The sequence below is a fragment of the Halomicrobium zhouii genome, assembly GCF_900114435.1.
GTDB classification, from domain to species: Archaea; Halobacteriota; Halobacteria; order Halobacteriales; family Haloarculaceae; genus Halomicrobium; species Halomicrobium zhouii.
Map to the genome: position 1 here is coordinate 58444 of NZ_FOZK01000005.1, position 25646 is coordinate 84089.

Annotated in this window: 25 protein-coding genes and 2 tRNA genes; 15 read left to right on the forward strand and 12 right to left on the reverse strand. The window is 68.2% G+C overall.

What is annotated here, in order from left to right; genetic code table 11:
- Window positions 1-43 precede the first annotated feature (43 nt).
- The 4 genes from BM337_RS18695 to BM337_RS18710 all read left to right on the forward strand — a co-directional run bounded on the left by BM337_RS18695 (window position 44) and on the right by BM337_RS18710 (window position 5167).
- Window positions 44-1564 (forward strand): HVO_2922 family protein, encoded by a 1521-nt coding sequence (locus BM337_RS18695; protein ID WP_089819179.1) that lies wholly within the window; start codon window positions 44-46, stop codon window positions 1562-1564.
- 125 nt (window positions 1565-1689) lie between these two features.
- On the forward strand, window positions 1690-2829 hold the full coding sequence (locus BM337_RS18700) for a thiolase family protein (protein ID WP_089818832.1): 1140 nt from the start codon (window positions 1690-1692) through the stop codon (window positions 2827-2829).
- A gap of 240 nt (window positions 2830-3069) precedes the next feature.
- The gene (locus tag BM337_RS18705; RefSeq protein ID WP_089818834.1) at window positions 3070-3537 is read left to right on the forward strand and encodes a response regulator; all 468 of its coding nucleotides are present in this window, start codon (window positions 3070-3072) and stop codon (window positions 3535-3537) included.
- Complete coding sequence (locus BM337_RS18710) at window positions 3527-5167, forward strand: bacterio-opsin activator domain-containing protein (RefSeq protein ID WP_089818836.1); 1641 nt, start codon at window positions 3527-3529, stop codon at window positions 5165-5167. The genes BM337_RS18705 and BM337_RS18710 overlap by 11 nt, the downstream gene beginning before the upstream one ends.
- Window positions 5168-5722: 555 nt before the next feature.
- Here BM337_RS18710 and BM337_RS18715 read toward each other — a convergent pair.
- A complete protein-coding gene (locus tag BM337_RS18715; protein ID WP_089818838.1) occupies window positions 5723-6238 on the reverse strand; it encodes a redoxin domain-containing protein in 516 nt (171 codons plus the stop codon).
- Window positions 6238-6501: a glutathione S-transferase N-terminal domain-containing protein gene (locus tag BM337_RS18720; protein ID WP_089818840.1), complete on the reverse strand. Its 264-nt coding sequence runs from the start codon at window positions 6499-6501 to the stop codon at window positions 6238-6240. Before BM337_RS18720 ends, BM337_RS18715 begins: the two co-directional genes overlap by 1 nt.
- A 96-nt stretch (window positions 6502-6597) precedes the next feature.
- Here BM337_RS18720 and BM337_RS18725 point away from each other — a divergent pair, with 96 nt between their 5' ends.
- Window positions 6598-7992, forward strand: coding sequence for a hemolysin family protein (locus tag BM337_RS18725; RefSeq protein ID WP_089818842.1), 1395 nt, complete (start codon window positions 6598-6600; stop codon window positions 7990-7992).
- A 24-nt stretch (window positions 7993-8016) separates the two neighbouring features.
- On the opposite strand, the gene BM337_RS18730 is transcribed toward BM337_RS18725, so the two are convergent.
- The 4 genes from BM337_RS18730 to BM337_RS18745 all read right to left on the reverse strand — a co-directional run bounded on the left by BM337_RS18730 (window position 8017) and on the right by BM337_RS18745 (window position 11425).
- On the reverse strand, window positions 8017-8295 hold the full coding sequence (locus BM337_RS18730) for a DUF8007 family protein (protein ID WP_089818844.1): 279 nt from the start codon (window positions 8293-8295) through the stop codon (window positions 8017-8019).
- Between the two features lie 113 nt (window positions 8296-8408).
- Entirely contained in the window at window positions 8409-10520 is a 2112-nt protein-coding gene (locus BM337_RS18735; RefSeq protein WP_089818846.1) for a bacterio-opsin activator domain-containing protein, read from the reverse strand.
- Window positions 10521-10613: 93 nt separating this feature from the next.
- On the reverse strand, window positions 10614-10883 hold the full coding sequence (locus tag BM337_RS18740) for a DdfA family disk-determining factor (RefSeq protein ID WP_089819181.1): 270 nt from the start codon (window positions 10881-10883) through the stop codon (window positions 10614-10616).
- A 471-nt stretch (window positions 10884-11354) separates the two neighbouring features.
- Window positions 11355-11425: transfer RNA gene (locus BM337_RS18745), tRNA-Gly, on the reverse strand.
- Window positions 11426-11552: 127 nt separating this feature from the next.
- Between BM337_RS18745 and BM337_RS18750 the strand changes: the two genes are divergently transcribed.
- Window positions 11553-12386 carry an NAD+ synthase gene (locus BM337_RS18750; protein WP_089818848.1) on the forward strand — a complete coding sequence of 278 codons (834 nt, stop codon included), beginning with the start codon at window positions 11553-11555 and terminating at the stop codon, window positions 12384-12386.
- A gap of 489 nt (window positions 12387-12875) precedes the next feature.
- Here BM337_RS18750 and BM337_RS18755 read toward each other — a convergent pair whose 3' ends face one another.
- Together BM337_RS18755 and BM337_RS18760 are read right to left on the reverse strand one after the other, a co-directional pair.
- Window positions 12876-13583, reverse strand: a complete 708-nt coding sequence (locus BM337_RS18755) for a DUF3105 domain-containing protein (protein ID WP_089818850.1) — start codon at window positions 13581-13583, stop codon at window positions 12876-12878.
- A gap of 69 nt (window positions 13584-13652) precedes the next feature.
- Window positions 13653-14336: an enoyl-CoA hydratase/isomerase family protein gene (locus BM337_RS18760; protein WP_089819183.1), complete on the reverse strand. Its 684-nt coding sequence runs from the start codon at window positions 14334-14336 to the stop codon at window positions 13653-13655.
- Between the two features lie 64 nt (window positions 14337-14400).
- Here BM337_RS18760 and BM337_RS18765 point away from each other — a divergent pair, with 64 nt between their 5' ends.
- Both BM337_RS18765 and BM337_RS18770 read left to right on the forward strand, forming a co-directional pair.
- Window positions 14401-15105, forward strand: coding sequence for a DUF7114 family protein (locus BM337_RS18765; protein ID WP_089818852.1), 705 nt, complete (start codon window positions 14401-14403; stop codon window positions 15103-15105).
- 71 nt (window positions 15106-15176) lie between these two features.
- Window positions 15177-15248, forward strand: a tRNA-Thr gene (locus BM337_RS18770).
- 172 nt (window positions 15249-15420) lie between these two features.
- Here the strand turns inward: BM337_RS18770 and BM337_RS18775 are convergent.
- Complete coding sequence (locus tag BM337_RS18775) at window positions 15421-15756, reverse strand: amphi-Trp domain-containing protein (RefSeq protein ID WP_218155601.1); 336 nt, start codon at window positions 15754-15756, stop codon at window positions 15421-15423.
- Between the two features lie 102 nt (window positions 15757-15858).
- On the opposite strand from BM337_RS18775, the gene BM337_RS18780 reads away from it, so the two are divergent.
- From BM337_RS18780 to BM337_RS18805, 6 genes are all read left to right on the forward strand, one after another.
- Complete coding sequence (locus BM337_RS18780) at window positions 15859-16308, forward strand: DUF7992 family protein (protein WP_089818854.1); 450 nt, start codon at window positions 15859-15861, stop codon at window positions 16306-16308.
- A gap of 129 nt (window positions 16309-16437) precedes the next feature.
- Window positions 16438-17451, forward strand: a complete 1014-nt coding sequence (locus BM337_RS18785; protein ID WP_089818857.1) for an alkaline phosphatase family protein — start codon at window positions 16438-16440, stop codon at window positions 17449-17451.
- A 195-nt stretch (window positions 17452-17646) separates the two neighbouring features.
- Entirely contained in the window at window positions 17647-18561 is a 915-nt protein-coding gene (locus BM337_RS18790; protein WP_218155602.1) for an LTA synthase family protein, read from the forward strand.
- A 1-nt stretch (window position 18562) separates the two neighbouring features.
- A complete protein-coding gene (locus BM337_RS18795; RefSeq protein WP_089818859.1) occupies window positions 18563-19564 on the forward strand; it encodes a glycosyltransferase family 4 protein in 1002 nt (333 codons plus the stop codon).
- Complete coding sequence (locus BM337_RS18800; protein WP_089818861.1) at window positions 19564-20115, forward strand: class I SAM-dependent methyltransferase; 552 nt, start codon at window positions 19564-19566, stop codon at window positions 20113-20115. Before BM337_RS18795 ends, BM337_RS18800 begins: the two co-directional genes overlap by 1 nt.
- 4 nt (window positions 20116-20119) lie before the next feature.
- Window positions 20120-21658: a flippase gene (locus BM337_RS18805; protein ID WP_089818863.1), complete on the forward strand. Its 1539-nt coding sequence runs from the start codon at window positions 20120-20122 to the stop codon at window positions 21656-21658.
- 48 nt (window positions 21659-21706) lie between these two features.
- Here BM337_RS18805 and BM337_RS18810 read toward each other — a convergent pair whose 3' ends face one another.
- The 3 genes from BM337_RS18810 to BM337_RS18820 all read right to left on the reverse strand — a co-directional run bounded on the left by BM337_RS18810 (window position 21707) and on the right by BM337_RS18820 (window position 24759).
- Window positions 21707-23101, reverse strand: a complete 1395-nt coding sequence (locus BM337_RS18810) for a sulfatase family protein (protein ID WP_089818865.1) — start codon at window positions 23099-23101, stop codon at window positions 21707-21709.
- The gene (locus BM337_RS18815; RefSeq protein ID WP_089818867.1) at window positions 23094-24176 is read right to left on the reverse strand and encodes a glycosyltransferase; all 1083 of its coding nucleotides are present in this window, start codon (window positions 24174-24176) and stop codon (window positions 23094-23096) included. The genes BM337_RS18810 and BM337_RS18815 overlap by 8 nt, the downstream gene beginning before the upstream one ends.
- Before the next feature lie 340 nt (window positions 24177-24516).
- A complete protein-coding gene (locus BM337_RS18820; protein WP_089818869.1) occupies window positions 24517-24759 on the reverse strand; it encodes a DUF6684 family protein in 243 nt (80 codons plus the stop codon).
- 136 nt (window positions 24760-24895) lie between these two features.
- On the opposite strand from BM337_RS18820, the gene BM337_RS18825 reads away from it, so the two are divergent.
- A complete protein-coding gene (locus tag BM337_RS18825; protein ID WP_089818872.1) occupies window positions 24896-25609 on the forward strand; it encodes a CPBP family intramembrane glutamic endopeptidase in 714 nt (237 codons plus the stop codon).
- The last annotated feature ends 37 nt before the right edge of the window (window positions 25610-25646 follow it).

Consider the following 25646-nt stretch of genomic DNA (forward strand, 5'->3'; position numbering starts at 1 on the left):
ATAAAAGTATTAGTAAGTCGGTAACATGTGGCATATCATGGCGATGAAAGCTCCGGGGCCGCTCGCAGACTGGTACCAGGCGCGGATCGGGACGCCGTCGACCGGGGACGAAGTGCTCGGTTACTGGATATTCTCGCTGGGTATCATCCTCGGGACGCTAGGGCTGGTGCAGTTCTTCTTCTCGCCGGCCAACTCCGCCTTCCGGATGCTCGGCTACCTCATGGGGGCCGTCGGACTCGTCGCGCTCATTATCGGGCCGACGATCCGGCTCCCGCTGAGCAGGCGGGCGACGACGCTCTCCTCCGTCGGCGCCGTCGCCTGTCTGGCCGCCATCGCCTGGTTCCTCCTGGTCTACCCGGGGAACTGGGAGCGGCCGGTCGGCCACGTCGGGGTCGTGTCGCTGTACGCCGCCGGCCTCGTGCTCACCGCCGTGGGGGCGGTGTTCGCGCCGATCCTGACCGGCCCGCGCGGCACGCTCGAAGAGACCACCGCGGCCGTCGAGGCCGCCGAGGCCGAACGCGACGCCCTCGGCGAGGACCTGTCTGCCCGGGACGCGGCACTCGCGGACGTGCTGGCCGACCGCGACGCCACGGCGGCGGAACTCGCCGTCGCCCGCGAGACAATCGCCGGCCACGAGGAGAGCAAGGCCGCCTTCGAACTGTACGAGGACAAGAGTGGCCAGTGGCGCTGGCGGCTCCGCCACCGCAACACGAACATCGTCGCCGACTCGGGCGAGGGGTACGCCTCTCGCCAGAAGGCGATGCAGGGGCTCCAGAGCGTCAGGTCGAACGCGCTGGGCGCCGCCGTCACCGTCCACGAAGTCGAGGCGGACGCCGTCGACGAACCGCCGGAAATCCTGGTCGCCGAGAGCCAGGGCACCTTCGAGTACTACGAGGACAAGGGCGGCCAGTTCCGCTGGCGCCTCCGCCACGACAACGGCGAGGTCGTCGCGGACTCCGGCGAGGGGTACGCCTCGAAGTCGAACGTCCGCCGCGCGATGGACACCATCCGCCGCGTCGCCGACGGCGCGGTCGCACTGGAGATAGACCCCGTCGGTTTCGAGGTGTACGCCGACGCGGGCGGCCAGTACCGCTGGCGGCTGCTCCACAGGAACGGCAACATCCTGGCCGACTCGGGCGAGGGGTACGTCTCTCGCTCGAACGCGCGCCGGGCCGTCGACACCGTCCGCGAGGTCGCCGCAGACGCCGACAACTTCGACCTGTACGAGGACCACGCGGGGGAGACCCGCTGGCGACTCGTCGCCGGCAACGGCGAGACCGTGGCGGACTCGGGCGAGGGGTACGCCTCGAAGTCCAACGCCGAGGACGCCGTCGAGCGCGTCAGTTCGTACGCGCCCGAGGCCGACGCGCTCGACGTGGGCGCGGCCGCCTTCGAGATATACGAGGACCGCGCCGAGGAGTACCGCTGGCGCCTCCGGGCCCGCAACGGCGAGACGGTCGCGGACTCGGGCGAGGGCTACTCCCGGCGCGCCGAGGCCCGGGCCGCCGTCGACCGGGTGAAGCGCCACGTGCCCGGCGCCGACGAGGAGTCCGTCGAGAACTGAGCAGGTAGCGCCGCGCGCCGTTCAGTTTTCGGGGTCCGATTTTGCGCTGATGCCGCTGGATCAACGCCGAACACCGCACTCGCCGTTTGTCAGGGCTTAACACGACCGGAGCCCTAGGCGGGGGTATGTCAGACCAGACCCCCGTCGTCGTCGCCGCGAAGCGGACCCCGCTGGGCAAGGCAGACGGCGTCTTCGCCGACGTCCGGAGCGAGGACCTCTCCGTGCCTCTGATAGACGAGCTACTCGCCGACACCGGCGTCGAGAGCGAGGCCGTCGACGACCTGATGTGGGGCTGTGCACAGCAGCGCGGGGAACAGGGCAACAACATGGCTCGCGTTATCGCGTTGCTCTCGGAGCTGGGGGAGTCGGTGCCCGGCACGACGATCAACCGCTGGTGTGCCTCGTCGGCCCAGGCCATCGCGTCGGCGGCCGACGCCGTCACCGCCGGCCAGCGCGACTGCGTCGTGGCCGGCGGCGTCGAGTCGATGTCCCGCGTCGAACTCGGCGAGAACATGCACACCGTCCACCCGCGGATGGCCGAGGAGTACAACGTCGGCGACCTCCAGATGGGCATGACCGCCGAGAAGGTCGCCGACCGCTTCGACGTCTCCCGCGAGGCACAGGACGAGTACGCCCTCCGGAGCCACGAGCGCGCGGCGGCGGCCACCGACGACGGCCGCTTCGCCGAGGAGATCGTCCCGATCGACACCGAGGACGGCCTCGTCGAGGTCGACGAGGGGATCCGCCGCGACACCAGCCTGGACCAGCTCGCCGAGCTCCCGACCGTGTTCAAGGGCGACGGGACGGTGACGCCCGGCAACGCCTCGCAGATGACCGACGGCGCCGCCGCGGTCATGGTCACCTCCCGCGCGTTCGCGGACGACCACGACCTGGACGTCCTCGCCGAGGTCGGTGACCACGAGGTCGCCGGCGTCGACCCGACGATCATGGGCGTCGGCCCGGTCCCGGCGGTCCGGAACCTCGCCGAGCGCACCGGCCGCGACGTCGACGACTACGACCTGGTCGAACTGAACGAGGCCTTCGCCAGCCAGTGCCTGTACTGTCAGCGCGAACTCGGCTTCGACGACGAGATATACAACGTCAACGGCGGCGCCATCGCCATCGGCCACCCCCTCGGCGCGACGGGCGCCCGGCTGCCCGTGACGCTGATCCACGAGATGCGCCGCCGCGGCGACGACCTCGGGCTGGCGACGGAGTGCGTCGGTTTCGGCCAGGGCATGGCCATCGAGTTCCACGTGCCGTAGTCGCGCATCCGCCGAACGAAGTGAGGCGGTTCACCGCGAGCGCCCCTCCACGATACGAGACTTTACGGGTGCGCCGACCCATCGTTCACAGAATGAGTTCGGTGCGTCCACGAACGTCGAATCCCGAGTCTTGCAACCGTCCGGTCCGGCCGGGGGGCCACCACGGGATTCGGTGGAGAAAATCGGGGGGCGGCGACGGATCGACGTTTTCATTCACGCCCCACTCCGAGGGGATGACGAATGAGTGACTCGCCCGGCCCGAGCGATCCCGCGGACATCCTGCTCGTCGAGGACAACCCAGGCGACGTTCGCCTCACGCGGGAGGCGTTCGAGGAGGGCCAGATCGCCAACAACCTCCACGTCGCGACGGACGGCGTCGAGGCCCTGGAGTTCCTCCACCAGCGCGGCGACCACGTCGACGCGCCGCGGCCGGACATCGTCCTGCTCGACCTCAACCTCCCGCGGAAGAACGGCGACGAGGTGCTCGCGGAGATCGACGACGACCCCGTGCTCTCCCGCATCCCGGTCATCGTCCTGACGAGTTCGGAGGCCGAAGAGGACGTCGTCCAGTCCTACGAACTGCAGGCCAACGCCTACCTGACCAAACCGGTCGACCCGGCGGCGTTCATCGAGATCGTCCGGTCGTTCCAGGAGTTCTGGCTCTCTGTCGTCCGGCTCCCGCCCATGGAGAGTGACGATGTCGAGTGACCCGCTCAGCGTCCTCCTGATCGAGGACAACCCCGGCGACGCCCGCCTGTTCGAGGAGATGCTGCGGGAGACGGCCGAACTGCCCCGCCGCACCGACGCCGGCGACTCCGGCGACGCCCTCTCGTTCGCCCACGAACAGCGCCTCGACGACGGCCTGGACGCGCTCACGGCGGGCGACGCCGACGTCGTGTTGCTGGACCTGAACCTCCCCGACAGCACCGGGCTCGACACGCTCGCGACGGTCGTCGACGAGACGGGGATGCTCCCCATCATCGTCCTCACCGGCCTCGACGACCGGGAGGTCGGCATCCAGGCGATCGAACGGGGCGCACAGGACTACCTCGTCAAGGACAACGTCACGAGCGACCTGCTGGTCCGCTCGATCCACCACGCGCTCGAACGGAACCGACAGGACCGGGAACAGGCCCGCCGCCGCGAGCAACTGGAGGCGCTCAACCGCCTCAACCGGATCGCCCAGGACGTCACCCACGCCGTCATCACGACCTCGACCCAGGAGGAACTGGAGCAGGCGGTGTGTGACCGACTCGTCGACTCCGACGCCTACCGCTTCGCGTGGATCGGCGACGTGAGCGGTGCGGCCGGCGACGTCACGCCCCGGGCATCGGCGGGCCTCGAGGAGGGCTACCTCGACGGCGTCTCGATCACGGCCAGCGACGACACCGAGAAGGGGCCGACCGGACGGGCGATCCAGACCGGGGCGGTCCAGGTCATGCAGAACATCCGGACGGACCCGGCCTACGAACCGTGGCGCGAGGACGCGCTCGAACGCGGCTACCAGTCCTCGGCCGCGATCCCGATACTCTACGGGGACGTCCTCTACGGCGTGTTGAACGTCTACGCGTCGTCGCCGAACGCCTTCTCCGACCCGGAGGCGGAGATCCTGGCCCGGCTCGGCAGCGTCATCGGCCACGCCATCGCCGCCATCGAGCGCAAGGAGGCGCTGGTGAGCGACGCCGTCACGGAACTCGAGTTCGCGGTCGACGACTTCGCCGAGGAACTGACGTCCGTGACCGCCCAGCACGACTGTACCGTCGAGATCGACAACCTCATCCAGAACGACGAGGCGGTGCTCGCCTACGCCCACGTCGACGGCCTCTCCCGCGAGCGGTTCAGCGAGGCGGTCGACCGCTCGGCCGTCCTCGACGACGCGCGGATCCTGGGCGGTGACGCCGAGGAGTTCGAGGTCGAACTCGTCACCGACGCGGCCATGGCGCTGTTCGAGGCGCTCGCGACCCACGGCGGCAACGTCGACTCCGCTACCGTCGCCGACGGGGAGTTCCGCTTCGTCACAGAGGTCCCGGGCGGCCGCGACACCCGTCCCCTGATCGACATCGTCACGGACCACTGCCCCGGCGCGTCGCTGCTGGCCCAGCGGACGGGCCAGGCTCGTGACGAGAACTCCGCCCGCAGCCTCGCCTTCGAGGACCGGCTCACCGACAAGCAGCGAACGGCGCTTGAGACGGCCTACCTCGCCGGCCACTTCGAGTGGCCCCGGGAGACCAACGGCGAGGAGATCGCCGACCGCCTGGGCATCTCCCCGCCGACGTTCCACCAGCACCTCCGGGCCGCCGAGAAGGAAGTGTTCAGTCTGATGTTCGAAGATGAGTGATCTGTTCTCTGGTGTAGTGTGCGGGTGGTTCTATGGGCTTTCATTGGAAGAAACGGCACCGCTAACACCCAGAAAGCCCTCGCGGCGCTCGACCGCTCCGGGGCTCGCTGCGCTCCAGTTGGTGCTTGCGTCGCCCGGGAGGGTTCGACCGCCGCTCGCCCTTTCATTCCGCCAGGCCCGCTACCGCAGCCCTGCCCTTCCCCTGGTCGCGCGATGAAACGCGCTCCCGGCCGACCGCCGGGCGGTTGCGGGGCGGGCAGGAAGCGTGATTCGCGGCGGACGCCGCGAATTCGGGGAGGTTTGGTGGTAATAATCGCGAGCGCGTTTCATCGCGCGAGCGAGGCTGGACCTGGCGGAATGAAAGGGCGAGGCGCGGTCGCGTGGGCTGAGACGGGCCCTATCCGAGCGACGGAGGAGCGAGGATATCCCGCGCAGCCCGCGACGAGCGCGCCGAGGGCTTTCGAGTTGTTTGACTTCGTGCGAAGACCGACAATCCCCTAACCCACGGATCGATACGTAGCCCACCTGTACCGATCACACGGGAAAGCAGACCCCTCACGCCAGTTGCGCCTCGACGTCGTCGTAGTCGGGGAAGTCGGGCCACTCGGTCGCGACCCAGGCGTACTCGACAGTCCGCTCCGAATCGAGCACGAAGACCGCCGGCCGCGGTTCGACGACGCCGGCCATTCCGTCGAGTTCGTGGGCGATGCCGTACTCCTCGGCCACGTCGGCCGCGGGGTCCGAGTACAGCGCGTAGTCGTCACCAAGCCCGCGCTTCTCGATCAGGTCCTTGTGGGCGTAGGGGGTCGAGATGGACAGGCCGACGACGGTGGCGTCGTCGTGCCACTCCCGGTCGACGATTTCCTTCCAGACGTAGGTCGCCGGGAAGGCGCCGTCCATCGGGTGGAAGACGAGGACCGTCGGGCCGTCCTCGCGCTCGACGAGATCCGAGAGGGCGACGTCCTCCCAGTACTCGTCGTTCACGAGTGGGCGGGTGAACTCCGGTGCCTGGTCGCCTTCCTCGGGGTGGTCTGCGGGCCCCAGATCGACGACGTCGAAGTCCAGTTCCATCAGGCGTCACCTCCGCTACCGTAGGTACGCTGGAGGTAGTCGACGATGTTGGCGCTCTCGCTCATCGTGACGCCGGTGTTCTCGTCGACGATGGCGGGCACCGTCCGCTTGCCCGAGAGGCGCTTGACGACGTCGCGCTCGGAGTGCAGCGGTTCGACGAAGCGCGACCGGTACTCGAGGCCCAGCTCCTGGAGCGCCCGGGTGACGCGCTCGCAGAACGGGCAGGCCTGCAACCGGTAGAACGTGATCGGCTGGTCACTCATACGGTCGCCCCTTGGAGAGTGAGCCCGGTAAGCTCACCGCTTCCGGGCTATTCCATGACAAACCTTAATCCACATGGCGCGTTAGTCCACACGTCGATGGCTCTGGACCCCCCTTTGCGAGCCGAGTCGCTGTTCGCGTCGCCGCTGGCCCTGCAGGTCGGCGGCGTCCCGATCCCTGATAGTCTCGTCATCGCCGGTGGGACCGCCGTCATCGTGGTCCTCATCGGCCTCTCTGCCTTCTTCTCCTCCTCGGAGATCGCCATGTTCTCGCTGCCGTCCCACCGCCTGGAGGCGCTCGTCGAGGACGGCAAGCACGGTGCGAGGACGCTCGAACGGCTCAAGTCCGACCCGCACCGCCTGCTGGTGACCATCCTGGTTGGCAACAACCTCGTCAACATCGCCATGTCCTCCATCGCGACGGGGCTGCTGGCGTACCTGCTCGGTAACCAGGGACTGGCCGTCGCCATCTCGACGTTCGGCATCACCGCCGTGGTGTTGCTGTTCGGCGAGAGCGCCCCCAAGTCCTACGCCGTCGAGAACACCGAGTCGTGGGCGCTCCGCATCGCCAGGCCGCTGAAACTCGCCGAGACCGTCCTGCTCCCGCTCATCGTCCTCTTCGACTACCTCACCCGCCAGGTCAACCGGATCACCGGCGGCCGTGCCGCCATCGAGACCTCCTACGTCACGCGCGAGGAGATCCAGGACATCATCGAGACCGGCGAGCGAGAGGGCGTCCTCGACGAGGAGGAACGCGAGATGCTCCAGCGCACCCTCCGGTTCAACAACACCATCGCCAAGGAGGTGATGACGCCGCGCCTGGACATGGACGCCATCTCCACCGAGGCCTCCGTCGACGAGGCCATCGAGGAGTGCATCAACGGTGGCCACGCCCGCCTGCCCGTCTACGAGGGCAGCCTGGACAACGTCATCGGCATCGTCCACATCCTCGACCTGGTCCGCGACCGCACCTACGGCGAGGCCGACCGCGACGTCGACCTGGAGGACCTCATCGAACCGACGCTCCACGTCCCCGAGTCGAAGAACGTCGACGACCTGCTGACCGAGATGCGCAGCGAACGCCTGCACATGGTCATCGTCATCGACGAGTTCGGCACCGCCGAGGGACTGGTGACGATGGAGGACCTCACCGAGGAGATCGTCGGCGAGATCCTCGAGGGCGAAGAGGAGGTCCCCATCGAGTTCGTCTCCGAGGACGTCGCCGTGGTCAAGGGCGAAGTCAACATCGAGGAGGTCAACGAAGCCCTGGGGATCGACCTCCCCGAGGGCGAGGAGTTCGAGACCATCGCCGGCTTCATCTTCAACCGCGCCGGCCGCCTCGTCGAGGCCGGCGAGACCATCGAGTACGACGGCGTCGAGATCCGCGTCGAGCGCGTCGAGAACACCCGCATCATGAAGGCCCGGCTGCGCCGCCTCGAACCCGAGGACGTCGAGGGGGAACCCGAAGCCGACGCCGAAGCGTCGCCGGAGTGACGGGGAATCGGGTCCAGTTTTCCGCTACCTGTGGTAAGTGAGCCGCGCTATCGCGTCGTCGATCCGCCGTTTCACGCCGCCGAGCCACGCCGACGGCGAGACGGCGCGAACGGCAGACTCGTCGATCTCGATGTGGCCGCCGGCGAAGGGGTCGGTGCTGGCAGCGTCGCCCGCTCCGTCAACGCCCTCGCTGCCGGCGTCTCCCTGACCGTCCTCTCCCTCGTCCGCGTCGCCGTCGGCGGTCAGGTCCACGACGGTGCTCATCGAGCACCGGCCGCAGGTCTCCGTTCGCTTCCCGTTCACGTCCGGTGGTTCGGGCCGAAGCGTGTTAACTGTTGTCGCGGGGTCGATCAGGCCAGCTCGTCGTCGCTGGTGACGCCCGGTTCTGCCTTCGCTACCGTCGCGGGATCGATCCGCTACCGCCCCTCGGGGTCGAACAGCTCCTGGAACACCTTCTGCTGGGCGGCTCGCAGGTGCTGGTGGTAGGTCGGCCGGGAGATGTCCATCCCCTCGGCGAGCTCGTCGCCGTCGACCTCCCGGGGCCAGTCGAAGAACCCGCCGAGGAAGGCCGTCCGCAGGGCCGTCTCCTGGCGGTCGGTGAACCGGTCGAACAGCGCGGCGCGGAACTCCTGCTGGGTGTGGACGGGGCGCTCGTGCTCGTGGTAGCCCACGAGGTCGGTGTTGTCGTAGCGCTCGTCGACGAGGCCGAACACGTCGCGGGCCTCGGCTTCGTAGGGGAGTTCGATAGTGTAGCGGACGACGCCGTGTTCGCTCTCGATGCGCTTGGGGACGGCCCCCAGGTCGACGAGCGTCTCGACGAGCGACCCGTCCACGGTCACGTCGAACAGCGCCTCGCCCTCGTATTCGGCGACACGACTGGCGGCCGTGACCGCCCCGTCGTCCTGGAGCGCGTCCATGACGTCGTCGCTGTCGGCCCCGGTGGTGGTGAAGTAGATGCGCAGCGAGCCGTCCTCCTGGGTGACGGTCCCGGTGGAGCTGATCAGGGCGCCCGTCGTGGCCGAGAGCCGGGAGAACAGCAGGTCGTGGTCCTCGACGGCGAACTCCAGTTCGATCACCCGGTCGGCCGAGAGGATGCGCCCGCTCTCGAAGGCGTTGATGGTGTTGGCGACCGCGCGGCCGAGTGACTCCAGGACGACCTGCTCGCGACCGTCGAAGGCGTCCTCCCGGCCCGCACAGACGTAGAGGACGCCGTAACTGGCGTCGGTGTACTCGAGCGGGATGGCCATCACCGACTCGACGCCGGCCTCGTGGGCGGTCCGGAGCCAGCCCGACTCTGCCTCGGCCAGCGCGCGCACGTCGACGACCTGCGATTCGCCCGTCTGGTAGGCGGCCGCGCCCGGCGAGTCGCCGTCCATCGGCACGCTCTCGTCGGCGACGTAGAGGTTCGTCTCCCCGGTCCACTCGTGGGCGACCAGCGCCTCGCCGCGGACGTCCGGGCGGGCCAGCCAGGCGAAGACGTACGGGTCCGCCGCCGCGAGCTGGGTGCAGACGCCGAGTTCGACTTCCTCGCGCGTGTGGGCCTCGACGAGCACCTCCACGGTGTCCTGGACGAGTCCCTCGATGCGGTCGAGGATGGTGGCGATGCGGTGGCGCGCCTCGCGGACCTCCCGTTCCCGGCGGGCCCGGTTGCACGCAGCCGCCGCGTTAGTGGCCAGCAGCGCCGCCATCGTTCGGTCCACTTCGTCGAACGCGCCTGGCGTCGTCGCGCCGATGCTCAACGTTCCGTGGACGCCGATGGGGAAGAACATCGCTCCCCGGACGGGGTCGCGGTCGAAGTCGTCCTCGAGGGTCTTCACGTCGTCGTACACCGCCGGCTCGCCGGAGGCGAACACCTTCCCCGGCAGTCCTTCGTCGAGGCTGTACGTCGGGCGATCACCCATCCGCTCGACGGCGTTCTCGCTGGCGGCGACGGGTTCGAGCACCCCCTCTTCGGGGTCGTACAGCCGGACGACACTCATGTCGTAGTCCAGCACCGTCTCGACGGCCCGCGTCACGACGGCGGCGATGGACTCGCGGCTGGGCGCCTGCATGAGATCCCGCGAGATGGCCTGGAGCTGTGTGATGGTCTCCGGGCTCTGCGCGACGCTCGTGGGGGCTCCGTCGCCAGCACGCTCGATAGCTGCGTTCCCGCTCTCGGCCTCCCGGTGTGCCCGTTCGATCCGGTGTGCGAGGACGGCGTAGCGTTCGTCGCCGCTCCGCTGGACGTAGTCGGCCGCGCCGTCGGCCAGCACCGCCTCGACGGACCGCTCGTCGCCGTCGCCGAACAGGACGACCGGCGCCTCCGGGTGTCGCTCGCGGATGCGTTCGAGGACGGTCTCCTCCGTCCCGTCGGCGACCAGGCAGTAGGCGTCCGCCGACTCCCCCGATTCCCCCGATTCCCCCACCGCCCCAGATTCCGGTGCCGTCGCGACAGCGAACGAGTCCGTGAGCTTCCGGAGCGTGCTCGCGGTCCGGGCGACTGCCTTCTCGTCGGCCCCCGTCACGACGACTGTTGGTCCCTCGGCCATACCTAACAGGTTAGTGCATCAGCAAATATAAGATACTGTCGCTCGCCGAACAGGTGCCCCCGACAGCCCGCCTGCCCGGTCGCGATAGGCCCCTCAGCGGTCGAGTTCGGTGACGTCGACGGCGCCGCTGCCAGTCACCGACACCGCACAGCCCGCGTAGGTGAACTCGACGCGCACGGGCGGCGCGGTGGTCGTCGGTCCGTCGCCCGCTACCAGCGCGTCCAGCGCGTCCGGGTCGAGGACGCCGTACAGTGGCTCGAGCGTCATCGGATCCGAACCGGTCTCCGCCGCGACGGCGGCGACGACAGCCTGACTCGCTGACTCCGAACTCGCCGTCTCGACCGCACCCAGTGTCGTAGACATGTTCTGTCCGTACACTATCGACCCCCATTTCTCCAGTGGCTATCCCTGTAGTGGCAGGCCGATTTCGGGGGCTATTCTGATAGGGGTCGGGTGACGAGGTGACCCGCTGATTCGGTCGTACTGGTCGTCGCCGGCGCGTCTCGGGCGGGAACGAGTGGACCTGGATGGGGCTTTGGAACGACTCACATCACTGACGGCGGCAGTCGCTCCTCACGTCCGTTCACCGGAGCGGCAGAGCCGCCCCGAGCCCTCACTCACTCTGTTCGCGAGGACCTCGCAGAATGGTTCGCGGCTCCGCCGCTCGCCGTTTCGAGGTTCTCACTGCGTTCGAACCTCCTATGCGCCGTTCGGGAATTGAACCAGAGGGAGACGTTCCGGGCGTGCGGCGCTATCGCGCCGTTCCGGGGCTGCGACTCCCAGGGTTCAATTCCCGGTGACGATGATGTCTCTCACTGGCGTTCGAGACAATCATGCGCCGTCCGGGAATTGAACCCGGGCTCTAGCCTTGGGAAGGCTATGTCCTACCACTGGACCAACGGCGCTCACTCGGTTCGGCCAAATATTCCCCGTGGCGTCACTTGAACGTAGCGCTTCGCTCGAACTGCCCGTTCGTCCGGAAACGTTGCGCCATCGGGGAGCTATTTGTCGCTCGACGGCCAAGAGTCGTCCATGTCCGAGTCCACCACTGTCCGGCGGGCGGAGTCGCCGCTGGACGTCTCGTTCTCCGAGGACGAACTGGCGGCCCACCGCGAGCACATCACCGGGTTCATCGAGTCGATGGTCGCGGAGGCGGGGGCCGACGGGGCGGTCATCGGCCTCTCCGGCGGCATCGACAGCACGCTCACGGCCTTCCTCGCCGTCGAGGCGCTGGGCGCCGATTCGGTGTACGGCCTCGTGATGCCCAGCGAGGTCAACCGGGAGGCGAACATGAGCGACGCCGAGCGCGTCGCCAGCGACCTGCTGGGCATCGAGTACGACGTCGTCGGGATCGAACCCATCGTCGACACCTTCCTGGAGGCCTACCCCGACGCCGAGGGCGACACGATGGCGGAGGGCAACCTCATGGTCCGCACGCGCGCCGTGCTGAACTACCTCGCCGCCAACCACCGCAACGCGCTCGTGCTCGGCACCGGCAACAAGAGCGAGGCGCTGGTGGGCTACTTCACCAAGTACGGCGACGGCGCCGTCGACTGCCACCCCATCGCCAACCTCTACAAGGCCCAGGTCCGCCAGCTGGCCAAACACGTCGACGTCCCCGCCGACCTGGCCGAGAAGACCTCCTCGGCGGAGATGTGGGTCGGCCAGACCGACGAGGAGGAGATGGGGCTGGACTACCCGACGCTCGACTCCATCCTCGCGCTCCATATCGAGGGCGGCGTCTCCAAGTCCGCGACGGCGAAGGAGATCGGCGTCGACGAGGCCGCCGTCGAACGCGTCCGCGAACTCAACACCCAGAGCGAGCACAAGCGCCACGTCCCACCGGAGCCGGACCCGCTGTACTGAGTGGGTTTAGCCCCGCTGATTGGAACGGTTGGATTAGCCATCACCGGGGCTGCCTTCGATCTGATCTTCACTTCTGTCGAAGCTGTGGGCCGTGGTCGGTACAGGCTAACGAGCGACGGAACGAGAACAGAATTCCGATTACGATTTTGGTTTATACCAGGATTAATTTATGGGTGAAATGTACCGTTCATTATGGCTGCTAATAATTCAATCTGGCTTGATATCCTCGCTGCTCTTAGAGGGATCGTATTACTACTCTTTGCCCTCCAATTGACTGTAATTGGTGTCTTCGCAGGTGATGGTTCGTTCTTTTTACTCCTCGCAGGATTTTTTATTGGTGTGATTGCAATTCTGTCGATATACTGATCTGGAAGCGCCCTCTATCGTGGAATCCTCAGTGCTCAGTTTACGCACTGCTGGACCACTCGGTTCACCTGATCACGACTGCGTAGCGAAGGCCAAACTCGAGCGAAACCACCCGCTCACTCCCTATCGCGGCCGGACCGGATTCTCGGGGCCGCGGCCGATGAACTCGGCCGTGAACTGGCGGACGGTCTCGGGGTCGTACTCGTCCATCGTCAGGCGCTTCTCCCAGGCCGTCAGGACGTAGGCCGCCTCGGGGTCGTCCTCGGGATTCGGGACGGCGATGAATCCCTGCCAAGTACCCGTGTGCGTCTGGGCGTAGGACCGGAGGTTCTCCTCGGCCTCGGGACTCAGCTGGTCGGGGTCGTAGTAGACGACGATGTGGCCGTGTTCGAGCGAGTGGACGAGCAGCCCGTAGGGCTGGGGCTCCTCGTAGAAGCCCGCGTTCACGACGCCGAAGTAGTGGGTGCCGCCGGTCGGGGGCGTCCGCTCGTAGTCGATGTCCGTCCCCTCTTCGACGTGGTTGTTGCCGGACGACGGTTCGTTCTGGACCTGCGAGATGACCGCCTGGTCGCCGCGGTTCGGGAGGTCGGTGGCGCCGCCGCCGCCCGACCCCGCGAACAGCGTCAGGTAGGCGACGAGTCCCAGCCCGACGACGAGGACGAGGCCGAGGACGGCGGGGCCGGTCGGGATGGCACTCCCGCTGTCGCTCTCGAGATCGTCGACTCGTCGCTGGTCGATCGAGCCGAGCTCTCCCTCGTGTGCGTCCCGGAGGTGAGCCAGGTAGGAGTCCTCGTCCTCGAACGTCGCGTCGCAGTAGTCGCACTCCGGCATTGGTCCACCGTGGGCGCTAGAAGGATTCAACTGTTACGCTTCCAACGATATACGAATCGACAGGCCCAGTTACCCATCCTCGTCAGACCGTGTGCCGACCAGGTCGGCGAAGGTCTGCCGTTCGCGTTCCTCCTGGCTCGTGGGGTCCGCCGGATTCCGGAGCAGTTCGGCCACTGCGCGGACCGCGTCGTGGTCGTTGGCGGCTATCTCCTTTGCGACGGTCCTGGGGTCCTCGACGACGCGGGAGACCAGGCCCACCGCCCTCGCTTCCTCGGCGTCGAGGGCGCGACCGGAGAGGGCCAGGTCCGCTGCGACGCCGCGGCCGACGACGTCGGGGAGGCGGGCCGTCCCACCCCAGGCGCCGAACAGTCCCAGCGAGACGCCGCTCTCGGCCAGCGTCGCGTCGGGCGTACAGACCCGGACGTCGCAGGCGAGGGCGAGTTCCACGCCACCGCCGCGGGCCGCGCCGTCGATTCCGGCGACGGTCGCCCCGTCGTAGGTGGCGAGCGCGCGAGCGACGTCCTGGCCCGCGGCGGCGAACTCGGCCGCCTCGCGCGTTTTCAGCCCGTCGACGACGTCGAGGTCTGCACCGGCGCAGAACGCCTCGCCCGCGCCGTGGAGGTAGAGGACGGGCGCCGACGCGTCGTCGACGGCATCTCCGAGCTCGGCCAGCCCCTCGCGGGTGAGCGCGTTGCGGCGCTGTGGGCGGTCGAGCGTCACCACAGCGACGTCGCCGTCGGTGGCCGCGTGAATCACGGTTCACTGGTGCCTCGGCGTTTCCAAAGGTCTTTGGCCTCCCCGTCGTTACCGTGAATCAATGGAGGAAGCCGCGGCGGTCCGCCGGGCCGCGCTGGCGGCGGTCGAAGACGTCGAACCCGACCGCCTCCACGCCCGGATCGAGGACCGTCTCGACACCGCGTCGGTGACGCCGGGTGTTCTCACACTCGCCAGTGCCCGCGCAGTCCGCGAGGAGTCCGTCGAGCGCCTCTCCGAGCGCGCCGCCGGCGTCCAGCTCATCTACGAGGGGCTCGGCCTCACGCGGACGCTCGCCCACGAGGACCCCTGGGCCGACGCCGACGTCAGGCCGGCCGAGAACGGCCACGACGAGTCGGCGAGCCCTGCGTCGCAGACGCAGCGCGACGAGGCCGACCTGGACATCCTCATCGCCGACATCCTCGTCTCCCGGGGGTTCTACCTGCTCGCCCGGACCGAGGCCGCCGAGGCCGCCGTCGCCGTCGTCCGCGCCTTCGGCACGGACCAGACCGTCCGCCGCGTGACCGGCGACGACTCCCCCGACACCGACCTGGAGGCCGACGTCCTCGAACTCGCCGTCGTCGCCGGGACGACCGCCGCCGGCGGCCGCGCCCCGGCCCGCCTGCGCGAGTACGCCACCGAACTGGCCGCCGACGGCCTCCCGCCGGTCGACCGCGTCGCCGAGGGCGACGTCCTGGAGTCGCTGGGCACGCTCGCCGGGACGGAGCCGCCGGCCAGCGACGGCGTCCGCACCTCCGCCGACCACTAGTGAGAGGGATTCGCGTGCCCGCTCCCGAATCGAAACGACTAAAGACGACTCAGGGTAACCAAGAGATGCCTGCCTGGGTAGCTTAGCGGTAAAGCGCGTCCTTGGTAAGGACGAGAGCCCGGGTTCAAATCCCGGCCTAGGCTCTTCTCGAAAAACAAATTGCGAGCGACGCGTTTCATCGCGCCGCGTCCCTGTTGTGGTTCGAGCCGTATCCGGGAGTTGAAGGAGACCAGCCCCAGACCCGGAACGGCCGAGCGACAGAGAGACCGCAGGCCCGGACCGTCTTCTTCCGGTTCGAATCCGTCCGCTCGTCCGCTATTCGCCCTGATCTTCGTCAGATCCCTCATCTTCCGCGTCGCTCTCCGGCTCCTCTGTAGCGGACTCCCCGTCCTCGGTCGGCCACTCGAACTCCACCTCCAGTTCCTGCTCGTCGTCGTCCTCCTCGAACTCGACTTCCACCTCGAAACGCTCGGGAACGGTGACCGTCCCCTCGTCGCCACCGAGGTCCACGGTGCCGCTCTCGACGCCGTCGGCGAGGCGGCGGAGGACCGCCGCGCCCTGTTCGCGGTCCATGTCCCCTTCGAGTTCGAACTCCTCGTCGTCGTCCTCGGACTCCGCTCCTCCGTCCACGTCCTGGCTCTGGTCTGACACGAATGGTTCTTCGCACCCCGGGTTCAAAAAACTCGGATCGGACGCCGCGGTCGAGCCGTCTCGGCGACAACAATGATACCGGAGCCGTTCGAACGTGGTGGTATGACACTCGACGTCGAGGTTCCCGACCCGCCGGCGCTGCGCGGCCCGCAGGACCCGGGCGACTACGACGCGGTCGAGGAGCTGGACGAGGAGACGGGCGGCAACTACCGCCGCGAGGAACTCGCCGCGCTCCTCGACCAGGGCGCGTGGGAGGCGGCCTTCACGGAGTGGGCCGAGCACACCTACCTGACCGAGGACCAGTTCCGGGCGGTCCGCGACGCCGGTCTGGTCGACGCCCTCGACCTCTACTGGAACCCCGCTGCCGAAGACGTCGGGTACCGGGCGCCGTCGGTGCCGGATGACATGGCGGGGGCCGACGGCCCGCTCGACCGGACCGACGTCGAAGACGTCGAGGAGGCGCTGGACGAACTCGGCCGGACCGTGAGCGAGGCCCTGGAGAACGACTACATCCACCGGGACGGCGACGAGTTCGGCTACGACTGGGAGTGAGCGCCGCCGGGTCGTCGGAGCGACGTCCCGCGAGAAGCGGGGCTCGACAGACGAGCGCAGCGACTCTCTCGGCGTCGTTCCGTCGCCGGGCACCGAAAGGCCTTGTATGTCGACGAACTAACAACTACCATGGACAAGCAGGTGCTCGTCGTCGGCTGGGACGGGGCGACTGAGTCACACCTCGCCGAGTACGACCTCGAGTGGTACGGCGGGCTGGACCACGGCGGCGTGTTGCTCCCGGAGCCGTTCTGGCAGTCGAGAGAGATCGACAGCGGGAGCGCCTGGACGACGCTGACGACCGGGCTATCGACCCGGGAACACGGCGTCGCGATGCTCAGCGGGCTGATCGAGGACGAGCGCCGGTTCGACCTGTTCTCGTCGGTCGACCGGCTGATCCCGCGGAACCTGTTCGGCCGGCCGGCGCGGATCTGGGCGCGGCGGCAGGTGCTCGGTCGCCAGCCCACGAACGACGACATTCCGTACAAACGCGTCTGGCACTACGTCCCCGACTCGCTGGCGTTCGCCGTGCCGCTCACGTACCCGCCGAAAGAGACCGACGGCGTCACGGTCAGTGGCTTCCCCAGTCCGGAAGTGAGCGTCCAGCCGGAGTCGCTCGAGGCGTGGGTCCGGGAGCGCTACGACGGCGAACCGTCGAAGTTCGACGACGCGGGCGAGATCCGCGAGGGCTACGTCGAGGACCTGTTCCGGACCCACGAGGCCGAACGCGACCTCGTCCTCGAGCTGGTCGACCGCGAGGAGTTCAGGCTCCACTTCGTCGTCTTCACACTCCTCGACCGGTTGCTCCACGTCACCGACGACGAGGCGGTCATCGAGCGGGCCTACCGGACGATGGACGAGACGACGGCCCGACTCGCGGACGCCATCGACCCGGACGACGTGCTCGTGGTCAGCGACCACGGGATGAAACACGACCCGCGCGGGAAGTGGGTCCACGTGCACGACGAGACGACGGGCATCTGGGCCGGGACGCGCCCTTGGGGCGTCGAGACGCACCTCGACGTGACGCCGGCGCTCGTCGAGTACTTCGGCCGTTACATGGGCGATCCGACGTACACGGCCCCCGAGACGGACGCGGAGCGCGAGCAGATGACGTCCCAGTTGCGCGATCTGGGATACCTGTAGGGTCGCTCGCCGACTCGTCGACGGCGCTTTTCGCGGTTCGCCGGTCTCTCGCTGTCGGTCTCTCGCCGCTGAGGCCGGCCGCCCCTCCCGAATCTATTAGTAGTCAGAAAGCTAACATGCTGGCAGACGCGGTATCGCCGACGCAACTGCCCTGCCCGAATCTCCACCGACCCTTCGACCCCTGCCGACTCATCGATGTCCCACATCGCAGACGCCTACACCACTGTACAGTACGTCCTCGACGAAGTCCGTGAACACGGCGCCTCGGCCACCTGGTGGAAGAGCAGATTCCTCCACCGGATAGCCGGCGGGCTCTGGTTCCGCCGGGTCGAGGGAAACACCGGCGAGTACGTGATGGCGAAGGACTGGGACAACCTCCTCGTCCTCGACGCCTGTCGGTTCGACCTCTACCGGGACGTCGCCGATCCGAACTGCGAGAGCGTCCGTTCGCGTGGCGCGTCGACGCCCGAGTGGGTCGCGGAGAACTTCGAGGGTCGGTCGTTCCCCGAGACGGTGTACGTCACCGCGAACCCGTACGTCTCGACCATCACCGAAGACGAGTTCCACGCCAGGTACGACGTGTGGGAGGAGGGGTGGGACGACGAGGAGGGGACCGTCCTCCCCGAAGTCCTCGCCGAGCGGAGCCGGGAAATCGCGGAGATGCATCCCGACAAGCGACTGATCGTCCACTTCATGCAGCCCCACCAGCCGTTCGTCGGGAGCGACCTCCCCGGGAGTTTCTGGAACGTCGACGAATCTCCCTGGGACGCCCTGCAACACGGCACCGTCGACCGATCGGCCGTTCTGGAGGCGTACGCCGACAACCTCCGGGTCGTGTACCCGGTCGCGAGGGAGCTCGGCCTGGACCTCCCGGGCAAGTCGGTCCTCACTGCCGACCACGGCAACATGCTCGGCGAACGCGTCTGGCCGTTCCCCGTCCGGGACTACGGCCACCGGAAGTCGATATACACGCCCGGGAACGTCCGCGTCCCCTGGGACGAGTTGCCTTTCGAGTCCCGGAAGACGATCACGGCGGGAGACACGATGGTGGAGAGCGACGTCACGGCCGACGTGACCGAGAGACTGGCCGATCTCGGGTACGTGACGTAGCATGCTCCGGGAACCGACGACCACCCCGACGCTGGCGGAACCGACGGCCATCTGGTTCGACACGCACTACGACAGCAAGAGCAGCGGCCTGTACTGCATCGAGCAGATAAAGTCGTACGTGCTCGAGGACGAGCACGCCTTCGAGGTCGACGAGTGGCGGGACGCGGATCTCGTCCACCTCAACACTATCCCCTTCCGCCGCCGGGACGTCGGCGTCTGGCGCTCGTCGAAGCCGATGGTCGTCACCCAGCACGGCGGCTACCACTGGTGGCGCTCGCGCCGCGACCTCCTGGAACGCCCCGACCACCGGATCTTCCTGCTCATGCGGGCGATATTCCGGCTCACGTCCCGTCGGCCACAGCGGATCGGTTTCAGCACCGAGTACACCAGGCGACTCGCGGTAGAGCGGGGCGGCGTTCCGGCCGACCGGACGCAGGTGATCCCGCTCGGCCGGAGCGAGGAGTACGAGGACAAGGGGCCGACGGACACGGCCGACCCGTTCGTGCTGGTCGTCGTCAACAACCGGAATCCGCGCAAGAACGTCCCCACCATCGTCGAGACGATGGCTGAACTGTCCGACGTCCGGTTCGTCCTCCCCGGAAAGATGTGGGCCGACTACCCCCACGACCTGCCGTCGAACGCCGAGGTGACGGGGTACGTCGCCGAGGAGACCCTGATCGACTACTACAACCGCGCCTCGGCGCTCTACCTGCCGACGCTGTACGAGGGCTTCGGCCTGCCGTTCGTCGAAGCGATGGCCTGCGGGACGGCGGTGGTCACGACCCGTCGCGGCTCGCCGCTGGAGGTGTGTGGCGACGCCGCGGCGTACGTCGACGACCCGATGGACGCGACCGAACACGCCGCCCTGTTGCGCCGCCTCGTCGAGGACGACGACTACCGGGCCGTGCTCGAAGCCCGCGGCCGGGAGCGCGCCGAGGCGTTCTCCTGGGAGAAGACGGCCAACACCTACCTGCAGGTCTACGACGACGTCCTGTACCAGTGATGGCCAGCCAGCGGACCCTCGAACTCGGCGGCGGCGAGAACCCGGCGACCGACGGGGTGAACGTCGACGTCGCCGCGGTGCCGGGCGTCGACGTCGTCGCGGACGTCACCGAGGAGTGGCCCTTCGAGCGGGATTCGTTCGACCGGATCGAGGCTCACCACGTCCTCGAACACCTCCCCCACGACGACCTCCCGACGGTGTTCCGCCAGGTCGCCGAGACCCTCCGGGACGACGGCGAGTTCTACGCCGAGGTCCCGCTGGCTCACAGCCGGAGCGCCAAGAACGACCCCACCCACCGGTCGACGTGGTACTGGCGGACGCCGATGTACTACACCGCCGAGGACGAGCTGTCCTACGAGGTCGGGGCCGACGCCGGGCTGACCGTCGTTCACCGGCACGTCCGGCTGTTCGGAACCTCCGGCAAGTGGTACGCGCGACCGCCGTCCTGGCTCCTCAAGCAGCTTTCGAGGCGGAACCCGTCGCTGATCGAATTCGTGAAACTACCCTACGTGACGGGCGTGCTCGAGTTCACGATGCGCAAACGGGGGTGAATCGATGGGCTCGGCCATCCAGGCAGAACGGCTCCGGACGCTGTTCAAGGGGGCCGGCATCGTCTTCGCCGGCGTCGTCCTCGAACTCGTCGTCTCGTTCGTCGCGAAACTCCTGATCGCGCGCTATCTCGGTCCGACCGACTACGGCGCCGTCTCCATCGGGCTGAAGCTCATGACGGCGACGTCGATATTCGTGCTCGTCGGCCTCGACAGCGGGGTCGGCCGGTACCTGCCGCGGCGCGACGACCCCGCAGACCGCCGTGGGGTCCTGAAGTCAGCCCTTGAGATCGCGCTCCCGGTCGGGTTCCTCGCCGGCGTCGGCCTCTTTCTCACCGCCGACCCGATCGCCGTCCGCGTCTTCCACGACCCCGCCGTCGCGCCGGTGATCCGCGTGTTCAGCGTCGTCCTGCCGTTCGCGGTCGTCTTCCGGATGGCGATCGGCGGCGTCCAGGGGATGCAGCAGTCGCTCCCGAAGGTCTTCATCCAGAACCTCACGCTCCCGATCTCCCGCTTTCTCCTGATCGCCGTCGTCCTGCTGTACGGCCTCGGGACGGTCGCGGCCGCGTGGGCCTACGGGGCCGCCTACGTCTTCGCCGGTCTGCTCGGGGGGTACTACCTGGTCCGCTACACGCCCCTGTTCGCGGACGCGCCGGCCACGCCGATGCACCGCGAACTGGTCGCGTTCTCCGCGCCGCTGATGATAACCGCCGCGATGCTCCAGGTGCTCTCCCACATCGACACGTTCTTCCTGGGTTACTTCGCCTCGACCACCGTCGTCGGCGTCTACAACGTCGTCTATCCGCTCGCCCAGCTACTCACGGTCGTCCTGTCGGCGTTCGGGTTCATCGTGATGCCGGTCATCTCGTCGCTCGACGCCGGCGACTCCGTCGGGGAGATGCGTCGGACCTACCAGCTCTCCGCGAAGTGGATCCTGCTCGCCACGCTGCCGGTGTTCCTCGTCGTTGTCCTGTTTCCGGAGATGGTCATCCGGGTGACCTTCGGTGCGGAGTACGACGGGGGCGCGCTGGCGCTGTCGGTCCTGGCGGTCGGCTTCTTCACCCACGCCGTCGTCGGCCCGAACGGGAACACGCTGACCTCCGTCGGGCGCACGCGGCTCATCATGTACGACAACGTCGCCGTCGCCGCCACGAACGTCGCCCTCAATCTCCTGCTGATCCCGGAGTACGGGTTGCTCGGCGCGGCCGTCGCGACGTCGGTCTCCTACGGGCTGTTGAACGCGCTGTACACCTACCAGCTCTACGGCGAGACGGGCATCCAGCCGTTCACGGCCGGGATGGTGCGACCGAGCCTGATCGCCCTGCTGGTCGTCGGCGTCGTCTACTGGGTCACGACGACGTTCTTCGCGGTCACGCTCCCGCTGCTCGTCGTCGGGTTCGGCGCGTTCGTCTCGCTGTACGCGCTCGTCGTCCTCAGGTTCGGCGGCATCGAGGAGGAGGAACTCCTCCTCCTCTGGAGTTTCGAGGAGCGGTTCGACGTCGACCTCGGTCCCCTCAAGCGGATCGCCGAAAAGATCGTTCCGTGACCGCCCGGCGAATCTTCAAGTGCGCCCCGGGCCGCGCGGTCGTCGCCGTCACTCCTGGTAGCCGAGGAGTCGCAACCGCTCGGCGACGTCCTCCTCCATCCTCACGTCGCCCAGGTCCCGGTTCGTTTCGGCCAGCAGCTTCCGGTGGTCCCGCAGCCGGGCGCGGAACTCGTCGGCCACTTCCGGCATGGCGTCGACGACGTCGTTCCGCTCGCCCGGGTCAGACGGCAGGGCGAACAGCCGTTCCGTGCCGTCGTCCAGCCGGACGTACTTCCAGTCCTCGCTCCGTATCGCGTATCGGCGGGCCTCGGACTCCGGGTCGGTGTCGGCCCACTCCGCGATCACCTCCGACCGGTCGAAGTCGTCGTCGAGCAGGCTCGACCCCTCGAAGGCGTCCGGTCGCGCGAGGCCCGCGCAGTCGACGAGCGTCGGCGCGAGGTCGAGGAGGCCGACGAGGTCGTCTGACTCCCCGCTCGTTCCGTCCGGCTGTTCGTTCGTCCTGTCCGGCTCCCCGCTCGTTCCGTCCGCCAGCAGGAACGGCACGTGGAGCACCTCGTCGTAGAACGTCGCGCTGTGGCTGAACCCGCCGTGGTCCGCGAACTCCTCGCCGTGGTCCGCCGTGAACGCGACGACGGTGTCGTCGCCCCAGGCGGACCTGACCGCCTCGAGGAGGCGGTCGACTTCCCGGTCGACGTACGCTATCTCCGCGTCGTAGAGGTCGAGGAGCGTCTGTCGCTCCCCGTCCGTGACGTCTTCGGGGGCTTCGAGCATCTTTCGCCGGAGCTGGACGGCGTCCCGGTCGGAGACGGGGTCGTCCCGGAACCGCCGCTGGTAGTCGGCGGGCGGAACGTAGGGGTGGTGGACGTCCATGTAGTGGACCCAGAGGAACCGTGGCCCCTCCTCGGCTTCGTCCCGGACCCACTCGAGCGCGAGGTCGGTCAGCTCCGCGGCGTCGACGTACGGCGACCCGACCTCGATGCCGGTCCGTTTCTCGGTGGCGTTGAACAACCCCTGGAGCGTCCGGTAGACCAGCCCGTCGCTGTCGAGGTTACGTTTGACGGCGTTCCTGGCTTTCGCCGTCACCGACGGGTCCGTCCGGGAGTCGTAGAACGCGTCGAATCCCCTGTCGTAGCCGAAGTCGGCCGACAGGTAGAGGTTCGAGTGGAAGCCGGCGGTCCGGTAGCCGCCGCGCGAGAGCGCTTCCGCGAGGGTGGTCCTGTCGGCCGAGAGCCGCTCGAACCCGCCGTACATCAGCGCGTACGACGACGTCAGGATGCTCGGGAACGACGGGCGGGTCGAGCAGGCGTGTGCAAACGCGCGGGAGAAGACGCGCGCCTCGTCCGCGAGCTCGTCGAGATTCGGCGTCGTCTCCCGGTCGTACCCCTGCCAGCCGACGTGGTCGGCGCGGAGCGAGTCGACCGTGACGAGGACGACGTCACGCATCGGTTCGAGCGGCCGTCGAGAGGATCGCTCGTCGGTACTGTGCGCCGATGTCGCCCCAGTCGTAGGCGCGGACGAACTCCCCGAGCGCCTCGCCGTCACGCTCACTGGCCCGCTGGATTGCCCGGGCGATGCTCTCCGGATCCGCGTCGCAGTACTCGAGCAGGCCGCCGAACCGGCTCTGGGACCGACCACGGAGGTGGACGGTCGGGAGCCCCGCGGCCCCGTACTCCAGCACCTTCAGCGTGCGCGGGTCGTCGACGAGGCAAACGCCGACGTCGGCGAGGTGCAGGAAGCCGGCCATCTCCTCGTGGGGAACGCTGCCCGGGAAGACGATGGCGTCGTCGCTCGCTGCGGCGCGTTCGACGTCGTCCGCGAGCGACCCGGTGCCCAGGATCAGCAGGCTCCAGTCGTCGAGATAGTCGACGCTGTCGAGGAGCGACTCGACGTGGTAGATCGGTTCCAGCCCGCCGACGTATATCGCGACGTTGTCGTTCAGGTCGTAGTCGGCCATCCGGTCGCGAGCGGCCTCGACGGCGGCCGGTGACGGGTTCGCTATCTCCTCGTAGTCGACGCCGAGTTCGGTGGGCGAGGACGCGTCCGCGAACCGGTTGACGCGGGATTCCTCCTCCTCGTAGACGAAGAGGACGCGTTCGGACAGCCAGAAGGCGAGGTTCTCGAACCAGCGGACGACGACCGCGAGCCACAGCGGATGGGTCTCCTCTAGCTGGCGGATCGGGTCGACGTGGTCGACGACCAGCGGTTTGCCCGTGAGTGCGCTCAGGAACGCGCCGGCCATCGCACCGGAGCGCGTCGTGCCGACGATGGCGTCGTACCGCTCTCGCTCCCGGAACGAGGCGAGCACCGTCGACGCCGTCGTTCCCCGGACGGTCACCTCGATGCCGTCGGCGTCGAGACGCTCGGCGATCCGGCTCCGGCCGACGCTGATGTTGTCTGGTTTGTCCGGCGTCAACCAGAGGACGTGCGGGGGACGGGTCCAGACCGTCTGGTCTTCGACCCTCGACGGTGGTTCCTGGCTGGGACGTTCGGTGACACTCCCGCCCGCAGAGGCTTTCATGACCCAGTGATGGGCGTAAGCCACCGAAGTTATAGGCCGAGTATCGAGGAGACGCCGGCTTCGATTCCAGTAAGACCGGCTTATCGGCGTCGAGTCGGCCGACGGCCGCTCCGTCTCTCCCGCGAGGATCGTGCTCGCCTCGCCATCTTCCTATCCGCCGACTGCGTCCGCTCAGAGCGCCCCTCTCCCCGGTCGGGCGATGCTTCCGTTCGGGGGACCACGCCGGCGATCCGTTCGATAATCTCGCACTATCCGTCTTTGGTCGTCATTTCGGCGACCAGTCTGGTGCCGGTCGACTCGCCATCGCGTGGTCGGCTCGTGCTGCCGCCAGTCGGCCCGCTCACTCGCGCGCCGCGGCTTTCCCCTCGTCGCGCTGGACGAACAGGCCGCTGACGTAGGTCAGAATCGCGAGCAACAGGAGGGGAAACAGCGTCAGGAAGTGCGAGACGACGATGATAAGCGGGTCCCAGCCCCAGGGGTTGACGACCCAGAAGAGGACGTCCATGAACGCCAGAATTGCCAGTGGGACGAGGTTCACCGTCAGGTCGAGCCAGGTCTCATTGGTGAGGTTGAGGTATGACATGGTGGGGCGGGAACGTCTCGCTTTCGTATAGCATTCCTAACCATTTCAACGCTCGGTCGGCGTCGCGCCCCTCCGGGAACGAACCACCACTATCAGTCCCCGAACAGTTACGGTGTGGCCGCGCGAGGCCCCGTACATGGCAAATACGGCCGCTCGCGGCGCGGACTGGGCCCTGCCGGTCCTCGAACTGTTCGGCCTCACCGTCCTCGCCTTCCTCGTCTCGCTCGTCGCGGGCGTGGCGTTCATCGTCCCGATGTTCGTCCTCGGCTACGACCTGGCGGGCACGGCGGTCCTCCTCGGCGCGACAGCCGCGGGTCAGGTCGCGTTCCTGGTCGTCGGCTACGCCTACGTCCGGGTCCGGGACGTGTCGGTCCCGGTCAGACGTCCTTCCGGACGCGACCTCGTCGTGATCCTCGCTGGCGTGGTGCTGGCGCTGGTGATCGCGACCGGACTCTCGGTTCTCCTCTCGGTCCTCGGTCTGGTGCCGGACTCCGTCGTCGGCGACGTCGCCGCGACCGACCCGACGTTCCTGCTGGGTCTGGCCGCGCTGTCGGTCGTCCTGGTCGCGCCGGCCGAGGAACTGCTCTTCCGGGGGGCGATCCAGGGACGGCTCCGCCAGCGGGTCGGGCCAATTCCGGCGGTGCTCGGAGCGAGCCTCCTGTTCGGGTCGATGCACCTCGCGAACTACTCGGGCGCGCTCGCGTCCGTCGTCGCCGGTGCGCTCCTCATCACCGCCGTCGGCTGCGTCTTCGGGGCGGTGTACGAGTACACCGACAACCTGGTCGTCCCCGTCGTCGCCCACGCCGTCTACAACGTCGTGCTGATGGTCGTCGCCTACCTCACGGTCTGACGGTCGGGCTCGCCGACGGCGCTTCCTCGTTCCCCCG